This is a genomic window from Mycobacterium sp. Marseille-P9652, assembly GCF_902652685.1.
Classification (GTDB): domain Bacteria; phylum Actinomycetota; class Actinomycetes; order Mycobacteriales; family Mycobacteriaceae; genus Mycobacterium.
This window is the reverse complement of sequence record NZ_CACRUY010000003.1, coordinates 213099-237344: the sequence shown is the minus strand read 5'-3', so window position 1 is coordinate 237344 and position 24246 is coordinate 213099. Positions and strand designations below refer to the sequence as shown.

25 protein-coding genes and 1 tRNA gene are annotated in these 24246 nt (G+C 68.7%); 13 read left to right on the top strand and 13 right to left on the bottom strand.

Annotation, left to right across the window (positions count from 1 at the left end):
- The 3 genes from GPY60_RS03795 to GPY60_RS03785 all read right to left on the bottom strand — a co-directional run.
- On the bottom strand, positions 1-1331 hold a 1331-nt coding region (locus GPY60_RS03795; protein ID WP_231639294.1), incomplete at its 3' end, for a PP2C family protein-serine/threonine phosphatase.
- Positions 1328-1795 (bottom strand): FHA domain-containing protein FhaB/FipA, encoded by a 468-nt coding sequence (locus tag GPY60_RS03790; protein ID WP_156686282.1) that lies wholly within the window; start codon positions 1793-1795, stop codon positions 1328-1330. The genes GPY60_RS03795 and GPY60_RS03790, both read right to left, overlap by 4 nt.
- 115 nt (positions 1796-1910) lie before the next feature.
- Positions 1911-3554 (bottom strand): DUF3662 and FHA domain-containing protein, encoded by a 1644-nt coding sequence (locus GPY60_RS03785; RefSeq protein ID WP_156686281.1) that lies wholly within the window; start codon positions 3552-3554, stop codon positions 1911-1913.
- 233 nt (positions 3555-3787) lie between these two features.
- Here GPY60_RS03785 and GPY60_RS03780 point away from each other — a divergent pair.
- The 3 genes from GPY60_RS03780 (at position 3788) to GPY60_RS03770 (ending at position 6418) form a co-directional block, all read left to right on the top strand.
- Positions 3788-3870, top strand: a tRNA-Leu gene (locus GPY60_RS03780).
- A 149-nt stretch (positions 3871-4019) separates the two neighbouring features.
- A complete protein-coding gene (locus GPY60_RS03775; RefSeq protein ID WP_156686280.1) occupies positions 4020-5939 on the top strand; it encodes a TNT domain-containing protein in 1920 nt (639 codons plus the stop codon).
- On the top strand, positions 5936-6418 hold the full coding sequence (locus GPY60_RS03770; protein ID WP_156686279.1) for a hypothetical protein: 483 nt from the start codon (positions 5936-5938) through the stop codon (positions 6416-6418). The genes GPY60_RS03775 and GPY60_RS03770 overlap by 4 nt, the downstream gene beginning before the upstream one ends.
- Positions 6419-6483: 65 nt before the next feature.
- Here GPY60_RS03770 and GPY60_RS03765 read toward each other — a convergent pair whose 3' ends face one another.
- From GPY60_RS03765 to GPY60_RS03750, 4 genes are all read right to left on the bottom strand, one after another.
- On the bottom strand, positions 6484-6813 hold the full coding sequence (locus GPY60_RS03765; RefSeq protein WP_156686278.1) for a GNAT family N-acetyltransferase: 330 nt from the start codon (positions 6811-6813) through the stop codon (positions 6484-6486).
- Positions 6800-7783 carry a pirin family protein gene (locus GPY60_RS03760; RefSeq protein ID WP_156686277.1) on the bottom strand — a complete coding sequence of 328 codons (984 nt, stop codon included), beginning with the start codon at positions 7781-7783 and terminating at the stop codon, positions 6800-6802. Before GPY60_RS03760 ends, GPY60_RS03765 begins: the two co-directional genes overlap by 14 nt.
- Positions 7784-7805: 22 nt before the next feature.
- Positions 7806-9188 (bottom strand): acyl-CoA dehydrogenase family protein, encoded by a 1383-nt coding sequence (locus tag GPY60_RS03755; RefSeq protein ID WP_156686276.1) that lies wholly within the window; start codon positions 9186-9188, stop codon positions 7806-7808.
- Positions 9189-9255: 67 nt separating this feature from the next.
- Positions 9256-9672 (bottom strand): WhiB family transcriptional regulator, encoded by a 417-nt coding sequence (locus GPY60_RS03750; protein ID WP_156686275.1) that lies wholly within the window; start codon positions 9670-9672, stop codon positions 9256-9258.
- Positions 9673-9814: 142 nt separating this feature from the next.
- On the opposite strand from GPY60_RS03750, the gene GPY60_RS03745 reads away from it, so the two are divergent.
- From GPY60_RS03745 to GPY60_RS03720, 6 genes are all read left to right on the top strand, one after another.
- Entirely contained in the window at positions 9815-10591 is a 777-nt protein-coding gene (locus GPY60_RS03745) for a helix-turn-helix domain-containing protein (RefSeq protein ID WP_156686274.1), read from the top strand.
- Positions 10588-11385, top strand: a complete 798-nt coding sequence (locus tag GPY60_RS03740; protein WP_156686273.1) for a C40 family peptidase — start codon at positions 10588-10590, stop codon at positions 11383-11385. Before GPY60_RS03745 ends, GPY60_RS03740 begins: the two co-directional genes overlap by 4 nt.
- 34 nt (positions 11386-11419) lie before the next feature.
- On the top strand, positions 11420-11773 hold the full coding sequence (locus tag GPY60_RS03735; protein ID WP_156686272.1) for a DUF4226 domain-containing protein: 354 nt from the start codon (positions 11420-11422) through the stop codon (positions 11771-11773).
- Positions 11774-11904: 131 nt separating this feature from the next.
- A complete protein-coding gene (locus GPY60_RS03730; protein WP_156686271.1) occupies positions 11905-13305 on the top strand; it encodes a DUF4226 domain-containing protein in 1401 nt (466 codons plus the stop codon).
- 41 nt (positions 13306-13346) lie between these two features.
- Positions 13347-13664: an ESX-1 secretion-associated protein gene (locus GPY60_RS03725; protein ID WP_156686270.1), complete on the top strand. Its 318-nt coding sequence runs from the start codon at positions 13347-13349 to the stop codon at positions 13662-13664.
- The gene (locus tag GPY60_RS03720; RefSeq protein ID WP_156686269.1) at positions 13661-13966 is read left to right on the top strand and encodes a DUF2694 family protein; all 306 of its coding nucleotides are present in this window, start codon (positions 13661-13663) and stop codon (positions 13964-13966) included. The genes GPY60_RS03725 and GPY60_RS03720 overlap by 4 nt, the downstream gene beginning before the upstream one ends.
- Before the next feature lie 13 nt (positions 13967-13979).
- Here the strand turns inward: GPY60_RS03720 and GPY60_RS26525 are convergent, their stop codons facing one another.
- Positions 13980-14123 carry a hypothetical protein gene (locus GPY60_RS26525; protein WP_197283523.1) on the bottom strand — a complete coding sequence of 48 codons (144 nt, stop codon included), beginning with the start codon at positions 14121-14123 and terminating at the stop codon, positions 13980-13982.
- An 81-nt stretch (positions 14124-14204) separates the two neighbouring features.
- On the opposite strand from GPY60_RS26525, the gene GPY60_RS03715 reads away from it, so the two are divergent.
- Positions 14205-15515 (top strand): DUF5632 domain-containing protein, encoded by a 1311-nt coding sequence (locus tag GPY60_RS03715; RefSeq protein WP_156686268.1) that lies wholly within the window; start codon positions 14205-14207, stop codon positions 15513-15515.
- A 57-nt stretch (positions 15516-15572) separates the two neighbouring features.
- Complete coding sequence (locus tag GPY60_RS03710; protein ID WP_156686307.1) at positions 15573-15890, top strand: DUF2710 family protein; 318 nt, start codon at positions 15573-15575, stop codon at positions 15888-15890.
- Positions 15891-15945: 55 nt separating this feature from the next.
- Here GPY60_RS03710 and GPY60_RS03705 read toward each other — a convergent pair whose 3' ends face one another.
- Both GPY60_RS03705 and GPY60_RS03700 read right to left on the bottom strand, forming a co-directional pair.
- Positions 15946-16719 carry a TIGR03084 family metal-binding protein gene (locus GPY60_RS03705; protein ID WP_156686267.1) on the bottom strand — a complete coding sequence of 258 codons (774 nt, stop codon included), beginning with the start codon at positions 16717-16719 and terminating at the stop codon, positions 15946-15948.
- Positions 16720-16772: 53 nt separating this feature from the next.
- Positions 16773-18062, bottom strand: a complete 1290-nt coding sequence (locus GPY60_RS03700) for an MFS transporter (protein WP_156686306.1) — start codon at positions 18060-18062, stop codon at positions 16773-16775.
- 132 nt (positions 18063-18194) lie between these two features.
- Here GPY60_RS03700 and GPY60_RS03695 point away from each other — a divergent pair, with 132 nt between their 5' ends.
- A complete protein-coding gene (locus GPY60_RS03695; RefSeq protein ID WP_156686266.1) occupies positions 18195-18800 on the top strand; it encodes a YqgE/AlgH family protein in 606 nt (201 codons plus the stop codon).
- A gap of 145 nt (positions 18801-18945) precedes the next feature.
- Here GPY60_RS03695 and GPY60_RS03690 read toward each other — a convergent pair whose 3' ends face one another.
- Together GPY60_RS03690 and GPY60_RS03685 are read right to left on the bottom strand one after the other, a co-directional pair.
- Positions 18946-19287, bottom strand: a complete 342-nt coding sequence (locus GPY60_RS03690; protein ID WP_156686265.1) for a hypothetical protein — start codon at positions 19285-19287, stop codon at positions 18946-18948.
- A gap of 68 nt (positions 19288-19355) precedes the next feature.
- A complete protein-coding gene (locus tag GPY60_RS03685; RefSeq protein WP_156686264.1) occupies positions 19356-20471 on the bottom strand; it encodes an LpqN/LpqT family lipoprotein in 1116 nt (371 codons plus the stop codon).
- 187 nt (positions 20472-20658) lie between these two features.
- On the opposite strand from GPY60_RS03685, the gene leuS reads away from it, so the two are divergent.
- Entirely contained in the window at positions 20659-23571 is a 2913-nt protein-coding gene (gene leuS / locus GPY60_RS03680) for a leucine--tRNA ligase (protein ID WP_156686263.1), read from the top strand.
- Here the strand turns inward: leuS and GPY60_RS03675 are convergent.
- A complete protein-coding gene (locus GPY60_RS03675) occupies positions 23555-24238 on the bottom strand; it encodes an SDR family oxidoreductase (protein ID WP_156686262.1) in 684 nt (227 codons plus the stop codon). The genes leuS and GPY60_RS03675 overlap by 17 nt on opposite strands.
- Between the last annotated feature and the right edge of the window lie 8 nt (positions 24239-24246).

Below are 24246 nucleotides of genomic sequence, written 5' to 3'. Positions count from 1 at the left end.
CGGGCAGGGCATGCCCCCGAATATATCAGTAGTGCGCAAAATACCAGGGCAGGGTGTCGGCCCGGCCCGTATCCCAGGGACCCCGGCGGGGCGTGTCGCTGCCCGAGCCGTATCTGGTCGCATGCCTGGGCGCGGGTAATCAGGTGTCCACCATCAGCTTTCGAGACGTCGGGGCGCCGCTCAACTGCCGGCCGATGCAGCTGAACGACCTGCGCCCCGACGTCTCGAAAGCTGATGGTGGACACCTGATTACCCGCGCCCAGGCATGCGACCAGATACGGCTCGTGCAGCGACACGCCCAGCAGCGATCCCTGGATGCCGCGCAGGATCGACACCATGCCGTTGTATTCGGCGACGTAGTAATTGCTGCGGACGATCGCCCTGCCGATTGCGAGTCCCGCGAGCACCAGAAGGATCACCAGCGTGACGACGATTGCCGTCCGCCGCCATGACCACCGCGACTTCGTGGGCGTTTCCTCTTGCGGCGGAACGCGTTTGGCGACCTCTTCGCGCGGCCTGATCGCCGACGCGCGCCCGGCGGAGGTGTTGGGCAGGGTCAGTTGGTCGTCGTCCCCCGAGACCGCCCCGGCCAGGATGGGCTGCGTCTGGCCGTAGTCGTAGTCGACCACGTCGGCGACCACGACCGTCACGTTGTCGGGGCCCCCGCCGCGAAGCGCCAGTTCGATGAGGCGGTAGGCGGCCTCGGCCACGTCGGGGATCTGGAGCGCCTCGAGGATGGTCTCGTCGCTCACCGGGTCGGACAACCCGTCGGAGCACAGCAGGTAGCGGTCACCGGCGCGAGCCTCGCGCATGGTCAGGGTGGGTTCGACCTCGTGGCCCGTCAGCGCCCGCATGATGAGCGACCGCTGCGGGTGGCTGTGGGCCTCTTCCCGCGTGATCCGACCTTCGTCGACCAACGTCTGAACGAACGTGTCGTCCTTGGTGATCTGGGTCAATTCGCCGTCGCGCAGCAGGTATCCGCGTGAATCACCGATGTGCACCAGCCCGATCCGGTCACCGGCGAACAGGATCGCGGTGAGGGTGGTGCCCATCCCTTCCAGCTCGGGTTCCGCCTCCACCTGCGCTGCGATGGCGGAGTTTCCGGCGCGTACCGCCGCGTCGAGCTTGGCCAGCAGGTCGCCACCGGGCTCGTCGTCGTCGAGGTGGGCCAGCGCGGCGATCACCAGCTGGGAGGCGACCTCACCGGCGGCGTGTCCGCCCATGCCGTCGGCGAGCGCCAGCAGGCGTGCGCCGGCGTAGACGGAGTCTTCGTTGTTGGAGCGCACCAGGCCGCGGTCGCTGCGCGCGGCGTAACGCAAGACCAGGGTCACGGGCGCAGCTCGATCGCCGTCTTGCCGATCCGGATCGGCGTACCCATCGGAACTCGTACCGCAGTCGTCACCTTTGCCCTGTCGAGGTAAGTGCCGTTGGTCGATCCTAGATCTTCGACGTACCATTCCGACCCGCGCTGAGACAGCCGGGCGTGCCGCGTCGAGGCGTAGTCGTCGGTCAACACCAGTGTCGAATCGTCAGCGCGTCCGATCAGGACCGGCTGCCCGCTGAGGGTGATCCGCGCGCCCGCCAGCGAGCCCTCGGTGACCACGAGGTAGCGGGCGGCGTGCCCGCGTTGCCGCGAAGGCAGCAGCGTGCTGCGCAGTGTGAGGCCGCGTCGCACCATGACCGCCCCCGTCGGCGCGTAGATGTCGGTCCGCAGGATGCGCAGCACCGACCAGATGAAGACCCAGAGCAACATCAGAAAACCGGCACGCGTCAGCTGCAGTACGAGTCCCTGCATCTGGCGTCCTTTCCGTCCTGGCGTCACATCCCCCGCGCCCAGCACATCGGCAACGTCACGATACTTGGACGCAGGTCGGCACGGGGCGAAGCACGGCAGCGTCGAGCCGGCGGGTTCAGTGGATGCGGACGATGATCTCCGAGTGGCCCAGACGGATCACGTCGCCGTCAGCCAACTGCCATTCCTGAACCGGGGCGTTGTTGACGGTGGTCCCGTTGGTGGAGTTGAGGTCGGTGAGGAGCGCGACCTGGCCGTCCCACCGGATCTCCAGGTGACGGCGCGAGACGCCGGTGTCGGGCAACCGGAACTGCGCGTCCTGGCCGCGGCCGACGATGTTGGCGCCCTCGCGCAGCTGGTAAGTGCGCCCGCTGCCGTCGTCGAGCTGCAGCGTGACCGACGACCCGGCGGCCCCGTAGCCGCCCTGACCGTAGGCGCCGTAGCCACCCGCCTGCCCGTAGTCAGCCGGCTGACCGTAGTCGGCGGGCTGGCCGTATTCGTAGTCACGGTTGGCCGTCTCGCCATAGCCACCGCCCTGAGCGCCGTAGCCGCCGGGGACGGGTTCGGCGTACTGGGTGTAGTCGCCCTGGCCGTAATCCTGGCGGCCGTATCCACCGCCTTGCTGGTAACCCTGCTCGTACCCGCCGCCCTGCTCGGGGTAAGCGGGGCGCTGCTCCGGTGGGGCCGGAGGGGCGTAGCCGGCCTCCTGCTGAGGGGCGGGGCCACGGTTGTAGTCGCCGTAATCGCCGTAGCCCTGCGGCGCACCGGGCTGCGTGCCGGCGGGGGGTCCGTAGCCGCCGCCCTGCCGGTATCCCTGGTCGTAGCCCTGGGGGGCCTGGCCGCCGTATCCGGCCGGCGCGGGAGGCCGTTGCTCGTACGACGGTGGATAACCGCCGTGCTCCGGTTCCTGGTAGCCGCGCTGCTCGGGGTAGCCGCCTTGCTGGGGGTAGCCGCCCTGCTGGTCTGGGTAGCCGCCCTGGCCCTGGTAGCCGCGCTGCTCGGGGTAGCCGCCCTGCTGATAACCAGCCTGGCCCGGGTACCCGCCCTGCTCGGGGTAGCCGCCTTGCGGGGGGTAGCCGCCTTGCTCGGGGTAGCCACCCTGTTCGGGCTGCCGCGGCGGCGGGTAGCCCTGCTGCTGCGGGTAGCCGCCCTGCTGCGGGTAGCCGCCCTGGTCGGGGCCGCCCTGCGGTTCCGGGCCCCCGCGCGGATCGTCCTGCGGACGCCCGTAGCGGTCGTCGTAGTACTCTTCACCGGGCCGTTGCGGCCCCGGACCCCCGCGGTAGCTTGGATTGTCGGTCATTGCTACTCCTCGTTCTGCGCCGAACGCGTTATTTGATTGTCGCTGGACGGGATCATCGACCGTCGGGCGGGGCTGGGCATCGGGGTTGACAGCACCACTGGCGCGGTACTGGCCGGTACGCAGGTTCGACGACTGCTCGAACCGGACGACCACCTCACCATACGTTTGCCACCCCTGTTCCTGAATGTAGTCAGCCAAGTACCGAGCGAATGTGCCCGACGTGAGATCCGGGTCGGCGCCCACCTTCTCGAAGTCGTGCATACCGAGGGTAATGATGTATTCGTTGGGGGCCAAAAGGCGATTTCCCTGGAGCGTCTGGACGCCGCTCTCGGCTTCCCTGCGCAGTACGCCTTCAATCTCCTGCGGCACGATCGCTCCCCCGAACACCCGGGCGAACGCGTTGTCGACCGTCGCCTCGAGCTTGCGCTCGATCCGCGCCGCGAGCCCCCGGTGGCTATTCATCGATCAGCGTTCGTCCGCACGTGTGGCGTCAGATCGCCGGCGCGAGGCAAACGGGCCGCCCGGGTGTCGTATCACCTACGCATGGTATCGGGACACCGCCTCACCGCGGCACCTCGAGAACTCTGAGAATCGCGTCGGCCCAGGTCAGAGCGGTACGGGCGAAGCCCGCAGGGCCACCGGGGCGATTGGGGAATGTGGCTATTACAGTGGTATGGTCCATCGGTCGTTTCCCCGGGCGAGTGGCGGAATGGCAGACGCGCTGGCTTCAGGTGCCAGTGTCCTTCGGGACGTGGGGGTTCAAGTCCCCCTTCGCCCACTTTTCGTGTTCTTCTTGCTTGCTTAGTCCCCCGGTGACTGGTCGCGCGGTGAATTGACGTCCGTGCTGGCGCAAGTACCGTGATCGCCAGTTCAGGGGGTTGGCATGGTCAGGCGTCACTGCGCGACGGCGCATCTCCGGGCGGTGCTATGGGCTCGCCCTACATAGACGTCGACGCGCTGGTGGCGGAGGCCGGTGGGGATCCGTGGGCGATCAACCGAAGCCTTCAGGCCGGCAGGCCATCCGAGATCGCCGGGCTGGCCGAGGCCTTCCACCAGGCAGGCATCTGCACCGCCGAGGCCGATCACGCGTTCGAGCAAGCCCGCAGTCGCTTCGACGTGGCCTGGAATCACCAGAACGGCGATCACCCGATCAACGATTCCGCCGAAGTGCAGCGGGTGACGACGTCTCTGGGGGCGCTGTCGCCGAAGTTGCCCAAGATCGCGGTCCATCTCGAAAACATCGCCGCCGCGTTGGCCGAAGCGCAGCAGTCCGCCGCCCCGCAGATCGCGACGTTGGACGCCCAGCTGCGCGAACTCGCGAACTTGATCGGCCAGGCCGTGGCCATGCTGCAAAAGGGTGTCGACGCCGCGGACGCCAATGCCTTGCATGCGCTCATCGACACGTGCGAGGGCGACGCCGTTCGCGACACCAAAGCAGCGCTGGCCCGGCTTCTGTCGATCCGCGGCGGCTACTCCGACTGCCTGCAGAAATCGGTGGATTGCCTGCACGACGACGGCTATGACGGCGCACCGCTGCACGGTGTCGATGCTGACGGCGTCTCCCCGCCGTCCGATGCCCAGCAGGCCGCGCTCGCCGAGATCCGGCGGATCACCGACCAAGCGGTGCTGGACCAGATGGCCAAGGTTCGCGCGGCGCAGGGCGCTCTCGACAGGGCCTTGGCCGACCTGTATGCCCACGGGCCCGGATCCCCGGAGGGAGAAGCCGCCAACGCCGCCCTGCCGAAGCTCAAGGCCGATCTCGCCAAGGCCCTCGACGACCTCGGGAAGATTCCGGACTACCACAACATCGATCCCGCCTCGATCAACGTCGGTCCCGACGGGCACTTCACGTTCACCTACAAAGCCGACGGGCAGCCCGTTCAGGTCGTCGGGCAGCTCAAGGACGGCACGGGAGAATTCTTCGACCAGGCCACCGGCACGGCCTACACGTTCAGCAGCGGGAAGTTGACCGGCATGCGCACGCCGGATCCCGGGAAGGTCGAGGCCACGCCCGAGCCGTTGTGGAGCGCCATCACGCTGGCGCTCGGCGGGCCCGAACTGAAGGCGGGCGGCCAAGCGGCGTGGCAAGGCCTGAAGACCTTGCTCAGCCGCGGGGGGATGGAAGGTCTGACGTCCGACAACCTCCTCGCCCGCGCTGCGAGCTTCGCCGAGACGCGTGAAGCGCTCGCCAAATCGGCGTTTCCGTCACGTGGACCGATTCCGGACGAAGGCGGGCTACCCGTCCCGGGCACCCAGCCCGGACCGGCGCCCGTCGTCGAGCACGTCCCGCCCGGAGACGCCGGGGCGACGCCCGGCGAACATGCTCCTGCAGGGCCGCACGCGCCCGTGGCGCCCGACGGTGCCCCGCCGCCCACACCTCACGCGCCGCCGCCGCTGCTACCCGATCATCCGTTGTTCCACGGCTACGAGCCGGTTGACCCCGGGCCGGAATTCACGAAGCCGGATGGGAGCCTGATTTATCCGGATGACGCGTCGCCGACCAAACCCTATGCGATACCGGGAACCGTCATCCCGGACGCCCATTTGCCCGCGGGTACTGCCCTGAGCCGCTTCGGACTCCCCGGCGGTTCGTATCTGGCGCCTGAGGGCACGCCATTCGCGCAACTGTCGCTTCCACCGAGCAGTGCGGCGAAACCATACTATGAATACTTCGTGAAAGACCCCGCCGCACTACCCTCGGGCTTTCACATCGAACAATCACAAGTGGCGCCTTGGTTCAAACAACCTGGCGGGGGGACGCAATATCGGGTTATCGGGCCGGACGGTAAGGACGCCCCAGTCGACGCCTTGGTCGAGTCGGGATACTTGGGAGAGGTGCGTAAGTGATGGTGGACTACAGCCGGCTGTCGACAAATTGGCGCAAATGGACTGCGATCTCCCGCCTCGACGAGGTTTCCATTTCGAGAGAGTGTGACGACTGCACGATCAAGTTCAAGGCCACCGACTATGAATTCCACCTGCGCCAAACCGAATCTTGGTGGGTCGTCGACACCGTCAACGATCGTGGACAACGCCACAACGACACTGCAAAACTGTCAACCTTCGAGCTGGCCGAAAAGTACCTCATTTGGAAGTGGGGGTCGATGGCGCGGGGAATAGTTGGTGCGGAACGCCTGGGACCCCGGTTGTACGCGCTTGGTTACAGCCACGAGGTGTCGGTGACCCAGATAGCAGAGGGCATAGCGGAATTACATTCGCCGCAGGGCGATGCCATTTTGATGGAACCCGACGCCACCATTTTCAGCCACTTCATTCCACGGTCGATCGAAGATATCGAAGAGACGTTGTCCGAGGGCATCTCTTAGGTGGAGGCGGCAATTGAGAGCGCCAGAAGCCTTTCCTGTGATGTCTCTCGACTTGCCTAACCCTGCTAAGAGTTCAGCCACCGCTGGACGTCCGAGGTCACCGGGTCGGTGATGTCGTCGTACTCCGGGTGCTTCTTGAGCACGGTGACCACCATCGAGCACACCGGAACGATGCGCTTGCCCTCGCCCCGCGCCTCGTTGAGCGCCTCCTCGATGAGGATGGTGGCCAGGCCGCGTCCGCCGTAGGACGGGTCGATTTCGGTGTGGTAGAAGACGCGCTGGTTGTCGCGGTCGGCGAAGTCGGCGAGGCCGACCATCTTCCCGTCGACCGCAATGGTGTACCTGCCGTCCTCCGTGGCTACCGTGACCTCCGCGCCGGTCTTATCTGTCGTCATGCGTGCTCCCCTTTCGTTGGTGTGTCGATCGTGGCTTCAGCCGGGTGGCCGGCAACGGGGGTGCGGGCAGTCGGCTTACCGAACCCTGATACCCGCTGACGGACCCGAAGCGCTCGTCGCCGTCTTCCCACATCTGGCGGTAGCCGACGATCTCGTCGTGGCTTCGTCCGACGAAGTTCCACCACATCACCAACTCTTCGGTGAAGGGCGGCCCGCCGAGCAGCAGCACCCGCGCCGGCGCATCTCCCAAGTTGCGCAGGTGCAGCGTGTCATTGCCCGGGTCCCAGTGGCCCAGCTCGGCGACCGTCAGCACCGTCCCGTCGAGTTCCACTGGGCCGATGTCGCACAGGACGCCGTGCTCGAATGCCGGGTCGACCTTCAGGTCCAGCCGGGCATGAGGATCGAGGTCGATTTGCGCCCCGAGCAGAGGAGTGAAAGTCAGCACAGGCGAACGGCTTCCGGCGAGACCTCCGAGGAAGACACGCGCGACCGCGCCGGGCAGCGCCGTCATCGGCGGCACGTAGTGGGCGAAGTCGCGCATGGTGTCGCGGTCGGAGTCGGGCAGTGCCACCCACAACTGCACGCCGTGCAACAACGCGTTGGACGCGACCGACACCTCGGAGTGGCAGATGCCCGCGCCGGCGGTCATCAGGTTCAGCTCGCCGGGCAACACCCGAGCGTGGACGCCGGCGCTGTCGCGATGCTCCACTTCGCCGCCGAACAGCCAGCTCACGGTTTGCAGACCGGTGTGCGGGTGCGGCGGCACGTCCATGCGCGACGACGCGGGCCCGTAGTGGTCGATGAAGCACCAGGCGCCGATCAGCGACCGGTCCCGTTGCGGCAGCGTGCGCTGAACGCGCATCGCGCGCGGACCGCCGAGCGGGACCTCGCGCGGCCGCAACACATCGACGCCCGCACCCTCCGATGCGCTGCACGAAACTTCAACCGGCGCGACTTCAAGGTTGCTCATCGTCCCCTCGACCGTAGCCCGCTCACTTCCCGGGCGGCCGCAGCACCTTCATCGCCAGTCGCATGACCGGCTCGGGGACGCGATCCTGCATCGACAGCGCGCGATCGGCGGCGCGCGACCGCAGCGGGGTGCCGCGACCGAAGACCCGGCTGAGGGCTCCCCCCGACGGCTCGAGGACGACGTGCAGCGGCGGCGCACCCACCGAGGCGCCGAGCGCATTCGCGATCACCATGCGCTGGATCTCGCTGGTGCCCTCAAAGATCGTGTACAGCTTGGCATCCCGATACCACTTCTCGACCGGGTGATCCGTGATGTAACCCCACCCGCCCATGGTTTGGATGGCCCGCTCGGTCGCCTTGACGGCCACCTCGCTCGCGGCCATCTTCGACATCGAGCCCTCCCCCCGGTCGAACGACACCCCGTTGGCCGCCATCCATGACGCCCGCCAGGTCAGCAGCCGCGCCGCGTCGATCTGGGTGGCCAGTTCGGCGAGCGTGAAGGCGATGCCCTGATTGTCGATGATCGGTCCGCCGAACGCCTCGCGCTCGGTGGCGTACGCGGTCGCATACTCGAGTGCGGCGCGCGCGATGCCGATCGCCTGCGCGGCCACCATCGGGCGCGTCTGCTCGAACGTGCCCAGCGTCGCCGAGCCGGAGCGTTGGCCACCGGCGACCACCTCGCGCGCCTTGGCGAGCTTGTGCTCCAGCTTCTCCTCTCCCCCAAGCAGATTCGCGCCCGGGACGCGGACTCCCTCGAAGAGCAGCTCGGCCGTGTGCGATGCCCGGCAGCCCAGCTTGTCGAGCTTGCGCACCAGTTTCAGGCCGGGCGTCCCGCCCGGCACGATGAACAGCGCCTGACCGCGATGGCCGAGTTCCTCGTCCACCACCGCGTTGACGACATGCACGTTGGCGATCCCGCCGTTGCCGATCCACATCTTGTGGCCGTCGATGATCCAGTCATCGCCGTCGCGGCGGGCCCGCGTGCGTAGATTGCGGACGTCGCTGCCCCCTTCGGGTTCGGAGATCGCCAGCGCCGCGAGTTTGATGTCACCGGGCGTCCCGAAGCATTCCGGCGCCCACTGCAGCATCTGCTCGGGGGACGCGGCCTGACCGATCGCGGACAGGGCAAGCGCCGGCATGACGATCGCCAAACCGATTCCAGCACAACCCCAGAACAGCTCCTCCATGAACATCGGCAACGAGATGCCGGTCGGGTCGCCGATCAGATCGCGGTAGAACAGCGGGCTGTAGAAGCCGCAGCGGGCCGCCTCCTCGAGCACCGGCCAGGGAAACTCCTGTCGCTGGTCGTATTCGAGGGCAACGGGGCGTATCACCGACTCCGCGAACTCGTGCGTCCGGCGGGCCAGGTCGTGTTGCGCGGCCGTCGGTGTCAGGTCGAACGTCATCGCTGGGCTTTCGGGGTTGGCAATGGTTGCCGACCTCGACTACCCCGTCGACCCCCTCAGCAAACTGTCAGGCGGCGGACCGGGGCCCGATCTGAGCGGCCGGCAGGTGCAGTACGACCGCGGCAGCCGGCACGGCATCATGCTCGTGACGAGCCAGCAACATCGCGTTCTCAGGCAACTGCCGCGAGTTGATCTCGCCGCTGGCGATCCGGCGCAGGACGTCGTGGGCGGCGGCCAACTGTTCGCGCTTCCTGTACTGGCCGCCCGGCAACTTCACGCCCGCCCAGACGCCGTATTCCTCGCGGTGCGCGATGGCGTGCTGCGCGCATCGGCGCTGCTGCGCCAGCGGGCAGCGCCGCAGGCACTGGATCCTCGCCTCGGTAGCCGACCGTTCGTAGGCACGTGCCTTCGCCGCGCCGTCAGCGTCATCGTCGTCGGGGTAGCCGAACCACAGTTCCGGGTTCGCTGCGCAAGGGTGTCCCATCTCGGCCTCCTCGTCGGGCTTGAACGTAGTCGAAAGCGTATACGCATCCGAGCGGCCACCGCAAGAGAAACGAGACAAAAACGTATATCCCAAATCTGGTCGAGGCTGCTGTGTAATATCCGGCCTATGGCCGGAGCCTGCGGTGAGCCGTGAATCGGCCGGTGCGGCAATCCGCGCCCTGCGCGAATCGCGCGACTGGTCGCTCGCCGAGCTGGCGGCCGCGACGGGCGTCAGCGTCATGGGGCTGAGCTTTCTCGAACGCGGAGCGCGCAAACCGCACAAAAGCACAGTTCAAAAGGTTGAAAACGGCCTCGGTCTGCCGCCGGGCACCTACTCCCGGCTTCTGGTGGCCGCGGATCCGGAAGCGGAGCTGGCGCGGTTGCTCGCCGCCCAGTCCCCCACCGCGCCGCCGGCGAGGCGCACGGGTCCGGTGGTGGTCGATCGCCACAGCGATACCGAAGTGCTGGAAGGCTACGCCGAGGCGCAGCTCGACGCCCTCAAATCCGTCATCGATCGGCTGCCGGCGACAACATCAAACGAATATGAGACGTATATTCAGTCTGTGATCGCGCAGTGCGTCAAGGCGGAGATGCTCGCCGCGAGTTCGTGGCGGGTGGCGGTGAACGCCGGAGCCGACTCGACGGGCCGGCTGATGGATCACCTGCAGGAACTCGAGGCGACGCGCCAGACCCTGCTGGAGCGGATGCCCACCAGCCTGACCGCCCGGTTCGACCGGGCCTGCTCCCGGTCGTCCCTGCCGGAGACGATCCTCGCCGCTCTGATCGGCGTGGCCGCCGACGACGTCTTCGACATGCGGAGCAGCGGGGTGATTCCGGCGGGGGCACTCCCCCGCGTTCGCGCCTTCGTCGAGGCCGTCGAAGCGGCGGACCGGGACGTCACGCAACAGGGGGCGTCGTGACGTCCGGCGAGATCGACCTGCTGAGGCGGGCCCATGAGTTCTTCGCCGGCGACGTGCGCCCACCGGCGTGGGACGTCGGCTTGGAGCGCCGCGATGGCCTCGTGCCACAACCGAATCATGTTGCGTTGCAGTACTATCGGGACGCGGTCGAGCGCACGCGACAGCGGCTGCTCTCGGCCGTCCGCATCGACGCTGCGGCCGCGGAGGTCGTCGCGAAGGCCTCCCGGGACCGGTCCGAGGCCCGACGGCTCACCCGAGGCGTTCTCGACGAGGCCCGCGCCGACACCGTCACCGCCGTCTCGCCGCTGGCGCAGCGGGAGGCGATGCGGCGTCGAGCGGCGCGGCTGCGCACCCAGCGTGGACATGTGCTGTCCGCCCGCCTGCAGGCTCGGCGACACGCGGCGGCGCTGCGGGCGCTGAGATACCGGCTACGGCACCGCGGTCCGGAGTCGGTGAACGGCCGCGCCGCACTCGCGGTGCGCGCCGCGCTGTCACGCCTGGGACGACCCTACGTCTGGGGTGCGACGGGGCCCGAGCAGTTCGACTGTTCCGGGCTGGTGCAGTGGTCGTATGCGCAGGCCGGGGTTCACCTCGACCGCTCCACGTATCAGCAGATCAACGACGGAATCCCGGTGCCGCGGTCACAGGTCCGTCCCGGCGATCTCGTCTTCCCGCATGCCGGGCACGTGCAGCTGGCCATCGGCAACAACCTGGTGGTCGAAGCACCGTATTCGGGTGCGTCGGTGCGGATCAGCCGGATGGGGGCCAACGTCGCGATCCGGCGACCGCTATGACAGTGATCCGGGCAAGGCGAAGGGGTTGATCCGAATGCCGGAACGGGCCGGGCCTTCGATCGACGCGGTGCGAGCGCGGCAGGCGCAGCTCGCGCGTCGGCACGACGCGATCACCGACGCCGACCGCGTCCTCGCCGACGTGCTCACCACCGCCCACGCCGCCATGCGGGAAAGCCTCGGGCGCCTGGAGGCGATCGGCGAGGACATCGAGAACGCCGTGGCAAACCAGGCGGACCTGGCCTTGGACACCCCGTCGGGCGCGCGCGAGTTTCAGAGGTTTCTGCTTGCCAAGCACCGCGAGATCTCCGCCGTCTTGGCGGAAGCCCGGGAACTGGGCCGCGAGAAGAGGACCGTGCTGGACGGCCTGCGGACGCAGTACGGCCAGTGAAGGCGAAAGGTGTTTGTTCACAACGTCGGTCGTGCTGAATTGTCAGCCGCGATGCGCCCTGCGTACCGTCGCCCGGCATGGAGGGGTCACGATACGTGGCGCAGCGAACCACACCGCCAGCGGCATAGGCCATGTCGGTACATGACGAGTTGCTCGCGGCGGTTGCCGCTCTCAGGGACCGCACCGGAGACGCGACCGCGTGGCAGACCGGATTGGCGCCGAGCGAAGTGGCCGCCGTCCTCAGTCCCGCAACCGGTTCCGAGCAACTCAGCGCCATTCTGGGCAAGATCCATCGGCAACACCCGGATGTGTTCGGCGCCGCGACGCCCGACCCACCGCCGAACGCGCCCCCGCCGGCAGCCCCCGACGAGCGCGAGAGCGGCGATGCCGCGGATGCCATCGCACGCGCCGAAACGGCTTTGGCACAACAGAATTCGACCAGCTCGCAGCTCGACATGCAGGTGGTCGCGGCCATCCTCAACGCACACCTCACGACCGTCGAGGGACGGGAGGCGCTGGTGAAGCTGCAGCGTGAAACGGAGGCGGCGGTGCAGGCGCGCTCCGATCTGGACACCCCCGCGGGAGCCCGGGACTTCCAGCGGTTCCTCATCGGCAAGCTTCGAGACATCCGCGCCGTGGTGCTCAACGCCAGCCTGGACGACACGTCGAAGTCCGCCCTGATGGCCGCCTGGACATCGCTGTACGACGCGTCCCGGAGCGACCCGGGCAGCGGTGACGGGGTGCGCACATCGGCCGACGCCGACGAGGATCCGGCGCCGGATGATCCCGCTTGGGACCCTCTGCTCGATGTGGCCGACGAGGCGGACCCGGACACGGACGGGTCACTCAGCCAGCCACCGGGCGCCGGACCTGCCGCAGCTCCGATGCCGTCGCCGCCGATGCCGGCCCTTCCCGCCCTGGGCGCCGGGCCGCTGCCGGGCCTCGGTGCGGCGCCGGGTTCGTTGGGTGGTCTGGGCTTGCCGCTGCCCGCGCTGCCGGACGGCGGCAGGGGGGATCCGACACTGCGGGCGTTCGGCGACGACAAGCCCCGGCCGCCGGAGGCCCGGGACCTGGACGAGCCCGACCCCGACGCCGCCGCCGAACAACCCGAGGACTCCTCGCCACCACCGTCGGGGGTGACGGTGACACTGCCCGACGGTGAGACGGTCGCGGCGGCCAATGCTCAACTCGCGGCCGCGATCAAGGCGGCGATCGCCGGGGTGCCCATCCCAGATGCGTTCCGCCAGCAGGGAATCACCATCCCCGCTGCGGGATCACCGGTCGCCGAACCGATCGACCCGCCGCGGCTGCAGCCCGGCGACATCGGCATCTTCACCGATCGGCACGCGCTTGCGCTGGGCCCGGGCAAAGCGGTGCTGGACGGGCAGATTCAACGCATCGCCACCGTGAGCGGCCCGGGCTTTCTAGGCTGGGAACACCCACCGGCGCCGTCCACGAGCGCGGACGCGCCGCCCAGGACCGACCCACAGACACCCGCCCGGCCTGCGCCCGCACCCACCACCACACAATAGAAACCGCCGGCCCGCCGACGACGCATGACAGGAGACAGCAAATGGCAGATTCGATCCAGGTAGTGCCCGCGCACCTGCGCGAAGCTGCCGCACGTCACCGCGAGACCTCCGACTACCTGCGCACCGTCCCGTCATCGCATGACGCGATCCAGGAAAGCCTGGACTCGCTCGGCCCGATCTTCAGTGAGCTCCGCGACGCCGGACGCGAACTGCTCGAGGTCCGGCGGCAATGCTACGAGCAACAGGCCGACGACCACGCCGACATGGCGGAGAATCTGACATTGTCCGCGGCGATGTGGGAGCGGCACGAGCAGGATGCGGCGCGGCAGTTCCGCGGCATCGTCGACGGCGGTCGATGACGGACGCCAACCCCGCTTTCGACACCGTTCACCCGAGTGGGCACATCCTGGTCCGCTCCTGCCGCGGCGGATACATGCACAGCGTCGCGCTGACCGAAGGGGCGATGGAGACCGACGCCGAGACCCTCGCGCGGGGCATTCTGCTGACCGCCGACGTGTCGTGCCTGAAGGCCTTGCTGGAAGTCCGCGACGAGATCGTTGCGGCCGGCCACACTCCGTCCGCGGAGGTGCCCACCGTCCGGGACCTCGACGTCGCCATCGAGACGTTGCTGGCGCACAAACTGCGCAGCCGCGCAAAGTAGGCTTACCGTCGTCCTACAGCAGCCAGACCTTGGCCGCGTCCGGGTCGGGTGCGATATCGGTGGGCGGCTCAATGGGATTGGCGCCGAACAACTCTCGCGCGCGCGCCAGCAGGGTGCGCACTTCGTCGAGTTGCTGCTGCAGCGCAGAATCGGCCATGGCCACACGCTACCCACGTGGTGACGGCGGCACAATTCACTGACTGGAAAGGCCCCCCGGTAGTGCCGGTAGGCTTAGCCGGTGGCGATCTTCGGTCGGATAACGGCGCGCCAGCGCCTCCGGAGAGCGACCCGAGAATCACTGGCGATTCCGGCCTTCAGCTCTCCCATCGATTGCACCCCCTGGGTGACCGGTGGACTCTGGCCTGCCGAGCTGTCGACGACCGATCCCGAAACCGCCGGTCTGGCAGAGCATCTCAGGACCGATCTCGAGCGAATCGCCAGAAGTGCCAATGACGAGCTGAAGCTCGTCAAGCGCTCTGGGTTGCCCGACCCCGCGCGCCAGGCCGAAGAAGCCCGAATCATCGACGACGCACGCGCCCGCGCCGAGCGGAGGGTCGAGTCGACGGTGCGCCAACTGCATACCGTGCCTGCCCCGGCGCACCGGAGGGCCCGGCACGTCCCCGGGACGGATTTCGAGGCGACGCAGGTCCTGCCCGCGGTCACCGAATGGGAGCCTGTGCCCGCGCCGGCACAGGCGACACCCGAGCCGCGGTGGCGTGTCGCCGCGCCTCGCCATGACGAAACCCTCGTCATACCGGCCGTCACCGATGACATGCCCGCTCCCCCGGTTCCCCCGCTGCCGGCTCCCCCGGAGCCGCCCGAGGCGGTGGAGCCGGAACCCGTCATCGAGGCACCGGTAGCGGCCCCTCCCCCGCCCGCGAGCGCACCCGACGAAGCGGCCCCGGCGCACGCAGTTCCAGCCCGCGGGGAGCCCGACGGCGACCGGCTGAATCGCCTGCTGGAGTTCGTCGTCCGGCAGGAGCCGCGGCTGAACTGGGCGGTCGGGGATCATGTCGACGGCACCACAGTGGTGGTGACCGACCTGGCCCACGGGTGGATCCCGCCGGGGATCTCCCTCCCGGCCGGTGTGCGGCTACTGGACCCCGCGCGACGCGACGGCAAGGCCGCCGCCCTGATCGGCGAGACGGCGCGCGTCGTCACGTACGCCCCCGGTGATTCGTTGCGCCGCTCGGCCGACTTGGCGACGACGACGTCCTCGCTGCAGCCGCGCGAACTTCCGGCGACCGACGATCTCGGCGGCGCGCTGAGCGCGGCGACGCGGCGCGACGGGTTGCCGAGGATGGTGCACGCGATGGCGAGTACCGCGGCCGCGGGCACCCGCATCGCCGATCAAGAGGTCGACGTCTTGCGCGTTCATCTCGACACCGCCCGGTACCAACTGCTGGTTCAGCATCCGAACGTCGACCCCACGCTCCTGCTCAACTGCCTGTTGCTGGCCGCCACCGAAGCCTTCGTCATCGGAGACACGGTGTCGGCGAACTATCACCTGCGCTGGTTCCAGGCGCTGGAGGCGGCGCCGCCGTCGTAGACACGGCAGTTAGGCGATGAATTGACGCTGGTCGGAGGGGTCGACGATACTGGCCGGGTGTCGGGGTCCGGCGGTCGCTCGCATTCCAGCGACAAAGACCTCGTCGAATCCGTTCTCCGGGAACTCAGCGAGGCGGCCGACAAGTGGGAGGCCCTCGTCGCGCAAGCCGAGGCCGTCACCTACAGCGTCGATTTGGGAGACGTGTATGCGGTCGCGAACTCCGACGGCAGGCTGCTCGAACTGGTCCTGCATCCGGGCGTGATGACCGGCTACGCCCACGGCGAGCTTGCCGACAGGCTCAACCTGGCAATCACGGCGTTGCGGGAAGAGGCCGAGGCCGAACACAAAGCGATGTACGGCGGCCCGCTGCACTAGGCGCGCCCGGCGCTGGGTTGGATGGGCGCCGTCTCTCTTCGCGCGCTGCGCGCGCTCATCGCCCGGCGCCCGGCGGCCCAGCGAAAGCCTGCGCGATCTCCAGCCAGCGCTGCGCGTCCGGACCCTGCGCCGTGAGGTCCAGGGCGCTCAGCGGACGTCGCTGCGTCACCAGGAAACAAAAGTCTTCCGCGGAACCGGTGACTCGCTGCACGGCGTCCGGCGGTCCCCAACTCCACGTGTCACCACTCGGTCCGCGCAGCTCGACAAAAAACTGCTCGGCGGGAGGCGCCAAATTGTGGACGGCAAACGCGTAATCGCGGGTGCGCACCCCGAGGTGCGCGATCGAGCGCAGCCGCTCGGTGGGCCGGCGCTCGACGCCGAGCGCATCGGCCACGTCAAGCCCGTGCGCCCACGTCTCCATCAACCGCGCGGTGGCCATGGATGCCGCGCTCATCGGCGGCCCGAACCACGGCAACTTCCGGCCGTCGGGAACCGTCAGCAGCGCCTCGTGCAGCCGTACGCGGGTGCGTCGCCATTCGTCGAGCAGTTCGGCCGGCGGCAGGGCCGCCAAGTCCGCCGCGCCCGCGTCGACAAAACCCGTCGGATCGGCCGCCGCGGCTTGCAGGGCTTCGGCGAAACCGGCCTCGTCGGTGACGGCGGTCAGGGCGACCCGGTCTGTCCACAGGAGGTGACCGATCTGGTGCGCAATGGTCCAACCGGGGGCAGGCGTGGCGTCGGCCCAGCGCTGCGCCGGGAGCGGCGCGACCAGAGCGTCCAGGTCGTCACTTTCGGCGCGCAGGTCGGCGACGATCGGCCCGGGTCCAGCCATCAATGCCTCCGGGCCGTCGAGAGCAACGCGGACGGGACAAACACGTACGTACCTTAGCGATCGGTCCTCGGCTCGCCCCGGCGGCCGATGAAGGCGTGCAAGAGAAGCCCACCGAGATACAGCACCGAGCCGAACAGCACGAAAGCCGGGGCGCGGCCATCGTCGGGAATCACCGTCGCCGCAACCGTGATAGCAACGATGAACGCCACCCAGAACAACGCGTCCTGAACCGCGAACACGTGTCCGCGCAGGGCGTCGTCGACGTCCATCTGCATCGCCGAGTCGGCGCACAGCTTGACCATCTGCCCGGACACCCCGAGCAGAAAGCTGGACCCGACCATCACCGGGAGCAGCAGCGTGGCGGCGGGAAGCTGGATGACGGCCGACGCCGCCAACGCACCGTTCGCCGTCGCGTAGCGGCCCCAACGCCGCACCGCCGACGGCGTCAACACGTTGGCCAGAAACGCTCCCAGGCCCGAGACGGCGAAGAACAACAACGCGGTCCCCAGCCCTCCCGACGCCGCTCGGCCCGTCAGGTGGTGGACCAGCAGCAGCATGAGTAGCGAGTTGATCCCGACCACCATGCGGTGCGCGGCCAGCCCCGAGAGCGTTGCGGCCACCGTTGGGCGCTGCGCCACCGTGCGCACACCGTGCATCCAGCCCGTGATAACCGCGTAGACCACCGGCCCGTGGATGGCCCTCTTGGTGTCGTCGGGGCCCAGCGCGCGGGGTTTGAACCGCCACGAGAGCAGCAACGCGAGCGAAATCGGAAGCGCGGTAAGGAAGATGATCGCCGACGCACCCTTGTCGCCGGCGCCGACGAGGAATCGCGGCACCAGCATGAAGTTCGCGCCAAGAAACGCGGCGGCCGCGCCGGACGCGGTGGCCACCGAGTTCATCGTGACCACCCGTTCGCGCGGCACGACGTGCGGGAGCGACGCCGATAGGCCCGACGCGACGAACCGGGCGAGGCCGTTGGCGATCAAAGCGGCGAACAATAGCGGCATATCCCCCGCGCGAAGCGCCAGGATCGTTCCGATCGCCGCGATGAGGACGAGCCGGCTCACATTGGCGCCGACGAGCACCAGTCGGCGGTCCCAACGGTCCATCAGCGCGCCGGCGAACGGGCCCAGCAGCGAGTACGGCAAGAACAGCACGGTGAAAGCCCGCGCAATGGCCATCGGATCGGTGGCGCGGTCCGGGTTGAACAGCAGCGCACCGGCCATCCCGGCCTGAAACAGGCCGTCGCCGAATTGGCTCGCCATCCGCACTTGCAGCAGCCGCCAGAAGTCGGGCAAATCGCGCACCGACCGCCAAAGGTGCACGGGTGCGCCCGAGTTCATCCGGGTTTGGATCACAGAACCGTCTTCCACGAATTCGAGTCGGCGGACGACGCCGCTTGATCAACACTACAAATATTCGCGGTGAACGCTCGATTGCCCCGGGCGACGGGAAGGAGGTGCGATGATGGTGAAGTGCCGCCGCCGGAGGATCCAGAGGACTACATCGCGCCCGCCGCGCAGCGGGTACGCGCGGGCACGTTGCTGCTCGCCAACACCGATCTCCTGGAGCCGACGTTTCGGCGCAGCGTGATCTACATCGTCGAGCACAACGACGGCGGAACGCTGGGCGTCGTGCTCAATCGGGCCAGCGAGACCGCGGTGTACAACGTGTTGCCGCAGTGGGCCAAACTGACGGCCAAGCCGAAGACGATGTTCATCGGGGGACCGGTGAAGCGCGACGCGGCCCTGTGCCTGGCGACGTTGCGGGTCGGTGCGGATCCGCAAGAGGCACCGGGCTTGCGTCACGTGGCCGGCCGGGTGGTGATGGTGGACCTCGACGCCGACCCAGACGGCATCGCACCGCTGGTGGAAGGTGTGCGCATCTTCGCCGGGTATTCGGGATGGACCATCGGCCAGCTCGAGGGCGAGATCGAACGCGACGACTGGATCGTCTTGTCGGCGTTGCCGTCTGACGTTTTGGTGGGGCCGAGGGCCGACCTATGGGGGCAGGTGCTGCGCCGCCAGCCGCTACCGCTGTCGATGCTCGCGACGCACCCGATCGACGTCAGCCGGAACTAGTCACGATCGCGAGCCCGGCGTTGCCCGGCTGCGACCGCCGAGAGCGCGGTGAGGGTCGTGTTTTGGCGCGGGTCACGACCGCGGGAGCAATGCCGACGCGGGACCACCCATGGTCCCTAGCCCGCCAACCGCGGTCCGAGAGTCGTCAGCCGCAGGACTGGGTGCAGGCGGCGCATTGCCCGCCGCAGCCGGGGGCGGCCGCTTCCTGACGCGCGGCGAAGCGGGCACTCTGGTACGACCCGGCGGCCAGCGTGCCCAACCCGCCGACGACGCAGACGATCAGCACCACCAGAGCGGTCTTCGGGGATGCGGCGAGCGCGACCATACCGCCGGCGGCGAGCATCACCGCCGCCGCCAATTGCGTCGGCGCCATGGCGCGCAGCGCCAACTGCGTCGTGTCGACAGATTCGTTGTGTGACAGCGACCAGGCCCCGAACCCGGCCGACGCCACGGCCGCGCACACGCACAGCACCCCCGCGATCAGCATGGGCTCACAATACGAGCCCGGCTTTCCTTTCGCGCGTTTGGCTCCGGCCGGTTTCGCGCCGGGGCGGTTCAGTGCTGGAGAAACGAAAAGTTCGGCAGGGGCGGCAGGCCGGGCACCATGGCCAGCAGGTTGGGTGCGGGCTGGGGCGCCGGGGCCACGTTCGGGACCGGCGCCTGGACGGGAAGCCCCGCCGCGGCCGCGGTGGGCACCTGAGCGACCGGAGCCCGTACCGGTGCCTGCCCGGGAAGGCCGACCTGGGACGGAACCGCCGTCTGGACGGGCACGGGCACGGGCGCTGCAGTGGGCGCCTGGACGGGCGCGGGCGCCTGCGCGGGAGCGGGGGAGGCGGCACCGGGTGCGGTGACCCGGAAGCCGTTGACGATGGCGTCGGTAGCGGGGGCGTCGGCGACGGCGACGGCCCGGTCAGTGCTCACCGCCAGCGACACCAGGTACTTGTCACGCCCCGAAGTGGCGATGACGTTGCGGCGCGAGGTGTTGACCGTGACGTCGCCGTCGCGGTAGGTGCCTTCGATGACCGAGGAGGGGAAGCCGCCGAAGTCGGCCATCGAGGCGTTGGTCGTCTGCCACGCAAGCAGCTTCTGGCTGTCCACATATCCGTGCGTGATGGCGTCCCGGGGATCGAAGTTTCCGACCAGTTTGTAGACCACCACCTGGGCGTTCGAGCTGTAGATGCTGGTGCCCTGCCGGTCGGCGATCACTGCGAACGCGTCAGGCACGTTCGGGTCGGGCACCTGGGTCCAGCGGGGCGGCACCGGCAGCGTGATGTCCAGCGCGTTGAATCCCTGGGGCTTCTGCGGTTCCAGCTTGACGCCCTTGGACTGCAGGTATTCCCGCAAGGTGCCCGTCGTCGCGGGAGTGACGGCGGGCTGCCCGGCAACTCCAGTGGGCGCCGCCGGCGGGGCGGCCGCGGCCCCCTGGGCCCCGGGGGCGGTGGCCAGCGTCGGGTTCGACGCCGGCGGGGCGGCAAGCAGCCGGTTGGGGACCTGCGCGGGGGCGACCGCGACGTTCTGCGGCGCGGGCATCGGCGCGGCGATGCCGGGAGCGGGTGGCGCCGGATAGAGGGGATCGGCCGAGGCGTTGGCGCCGGCGAACACCGTGAGGCCGATCCCGCCCGCGGCGAGACCCCCTGTGATTACCCGCATTGCACGGGCGATCTGAATCATCAGCGTCGGTCCTTCCCATGCTGCCCGGGTTAGGCACACCCGTCGTAGAGGCCGACTGTAACCAGAGGTCAGAGGCGGTGAACAGGCTCGAAACCGACCTGGGATGAACCTCTGACCGGTGCGCAACGGAACCGATATCAACCTGTGGCCGGCGTCTCCGCCGTGGCGGTCCTTATACCCTGTTCAGGTGACCGAATCCCCGACCGCCGCTCCCGAGAGCAACTCGGCCGCCGCCGCCGAGTCGTCTGTGGACGCCGACGCGCCACCGCACCGCTACACCGCGGCGCTCGCGGCCCGGATCGAGAGCACCTGGCAGGAGAATTGGGCGAGGCTCGGGACGTTCAACGTCTTCAACCCGGTGGGTTCGCTGGCGCCGCCGGACGGTACGCCGATTCCGGCGGACAAGTTGTTCGTGCAGGACATGTTTCCCTACCCGTCGGGCGACGGACTGCACGTCGGGCACCCGCTCGGCTACATCGCCACCGACGTCTACGCCCGCTATTTCCGCATGGCCGGCCGCAATGTGCTGCACGCGTTGGGGTTTGACGCTTTCGGGCTGCCCGCCGAGCAGTACGCCGTACAGACCGGCACCCATCCACGCACCCGGACCGAGGCCAACGTGGTCAATTTCCGGCGGCAGCTGGGCCGTTTGGGTCTGGGCCACGACAGCCGGCGCAGTTTTTCGACCACCGACGTCGAGTTCTACAAGTGGACGCAGTGGATCTTCCTGCAGATCTACAACGCGTGGTTCGACACGGCCGCCCAGAAGGCCCGCCCGATCGCCGAGCTGGTTTCCGAATTCGACTCCGGGACAAGACGTCTCGATGACGGCCGGGACTGGGCAGAGCTGTCGGCGGGGGAGCGTGCGGACGTCATCGACGGCTTCCGGCTGGTCTACCGGGCCGACTCGATTGTCAACTGGTGCCCCGGCCTGGGCACGGTTCTTGCCAACGAGGAGGTCACCGCCGACGGGCGCAGCGACCGCGGAAACTTCCCGGTGTTTCGGAAGCGCTTGCGCCAGTGGATGATGCGCATCACCGCTTATTCCGACCGGCTCCTGGACGACCTCGATTTGCTGGACTGGCCGGAGAAGGTCAAGACCATGCAGCGCAACTGGATCGGCCGTTCGACCGGCGTGCAGGCGCTGTTCTCGGCAACCGGGCCCGGCGGTTCCGACGTCGACATCGAGGTGTTCACCACCCGGCCCGACACCCTCTTCGGTGCAACGTATCTGGTGCTCGCGCCCGAGCATGAGCTGGTCGACGGCCTCGTCGCCGAGGAGTGGCCGGAGGGAACCGACGCACGCTGGACGTACGGCGCCGCCACACCGGGGGAGGCGGTCGCGGTCTACCGCGGCGCGATCGCCGCGAAGTCGGACCTCGAGCGTCAGGAGAGCAAGGAAAAGACCGGCGTGTTCCTCGGCGCCTACGCGACCAACCCGGCGAACGGACAGCGGGTCCCCATCTTCATCGCCGACTACGTGCTCGCGGGTTACGGCACGGGCGCGATCATGGCGGTTCCGGGCCACGACCAGCGCGACTGGGACTTCGCCCGCGAGTTCGGCCTGCCGGTCGTGGAAGTGATTGCCGGAGGCGATGTTTCGCAGGCCGCGCACACGGGCGACGGCGTGCTGGTCAACTCCGGATACCTGGACGGCCTGGACGTCGCGGCGGCCAAGAAGGCGATCACCGCGCGCCTGGAGGACGAGGGGCGCGGCCGGGCGCGCATCGAATTCAAGCTGCGCGACTGGCTTTTCGCACGGCAGCGGTACTGGGGCGAGCCGTTCCCGATTGTCTACGACGAAGACGGCCGCCCGCACGCGCTCGACGAGGCTGCGCTGCCCGTCGAATTGCCCGACGTGCCGGACTACTCGCCGGTGCTGTTCGACCCCGACGACGCCGACAGCGAGCCGTCACCACCGCTGGCCAAGGCGACCGACTGGGTGCATGTCGAGCTGGATCTGGGCGACGGGCTCAAGCCCTACACCCGCGACACCAACGTGATGCCGCAATGGGCGGGCAGCTCGTGGTACGAGCTGCGCTACACCGACCCGCACAACTCGGAACGGTTCTGCGCCAAGGAAAACGAGGCGTACTGGATGGGCCCGCGGCCGGCGGAGCACGGCCCGCAGGATCCTGGCGGCGTCGACCTGTACGTCGGAGGGGCCGAACACGCGGTGCTGCACCTGCTGTATGCGCGGTTCTGGCACAAGGTCTTGTACGACCTCGGCCATGTCACTTCGCGCGAGCCGTACCGGAGGCTGGTCAACCAGGGCTACATCCAGGCGTTCGCGTACACCGACGCCCGAGGGTCCTACGTGCCCGCGGACGAAGTCATCGAACGTGGCGGCCGGTTCTTCCACCCGGCGTCCGGCGGTGAGATCGAGGTCTTCCAGGAATTCGGGAAAATCGGCAAGAGTCTGAAGAATTCGATATCGCCCGACGAGATCTGCGACGAATACGGCGCCGACACGCTTCGGGTGTACGAGATGTCAATGGGCCCGCTGGAGGCCTCCCGTCCGTGGGCGACCAAGGACGTCGTCGGTGCGCACCGGTTTCTGCAGCGTGTGTGGCGACTGGTGGTCGACGAGCACTCCGGGCAATCCCTGGTCGTCGACGGGCAGCAGCTGGACGACGACACGCTGCGGGCCCTGCACCGCACCATCGCCGGCGTCACGGAAGACTATGTCGCGCTGCGCAATAACACCGCGGCCGCCAAGCTGATCGAGTACACCAACCACCTCACCAAGACGCACCGCGACGCGGTACCCCGTGCCGCGGTCGAGCCGCTGGTGCTGATGCTGGCCCCGCTAGCGCCACACCTGGCCGAGGAGCTGTGGCTGCGGCTGGGCCACACCGCCTCGCTGGCGCACGGCCCGTTCCCGCAGGCCGATCCTGCCTACCTTGTGGATGAGACGGTCGAGTATCCGGTCCAGGTGAACGGGAAGGTGCGCGGGCGCGTGGTGGTGGCCGCCGACGCCGACGAGGAAGCCCTCAAGGGCGCGGCGCTCGCGGACGACAAGGTTCAGGCTTTCCTGGCCGGCGCCGCGCCGCGCAAGGTGATCGTGGTGCCGGGCCGGCTGGTCAACCTGGTGGTCTGACCGGCCCGGGCCGCAGCACGATCTCGTGGACGTGGCCGTCGGGCGGCGTCGTCACCGCGTGGACAACGGCGCCCGCGACCGTCTCCGGCCGCAGGAAGTTGGCCGGGTCGTACTGCCCGCCTTCGAACGCGACGAGTTCGCGCTGCATGTCGCTGTCGGTGCGGCCGGGATAGACGGTGGTCACCCGCAGTTCGGGTTCGTCGGCGCGCAGCGAATCCGCCAGGGCCCGCAACGCGAACTTGCTGGCCGAATACGAGGCCATACCGGGCATCACGGAGCGCCCCGCGCCCGAGTTGATGAACACCACCTGGCCTCGGGCCCGTCGCAACGCCGGCAGCAGCGCGAGCGTAAGTGCCACGGGCCCAAAGACATTGACGGCGAAGGTGGCGCGCCACTCGTCGACGTGAGACTCCCCGAGGTGGCCGGGAATCGACACCCCGGCGTTGTGCACCAACACGTCGAGTTCGTCGACGACCTCGCACGCGGCGTCGATGTCGTCCCGGTCGGTGAGGTCGAGCGGAAACGTCGTGGCGCCGAGCCGGGTGGCGACGGCGTCCAGTCGCTCCGATGGACGCCCGGCCAGCAGCAGGGTATGAGTGGGCGCCAGGGCGGTGGCGATGGCAGAACCGATGCCGCCGGCGGCCCCGGTGATGAGTGCAGTGGGCATGCACATCA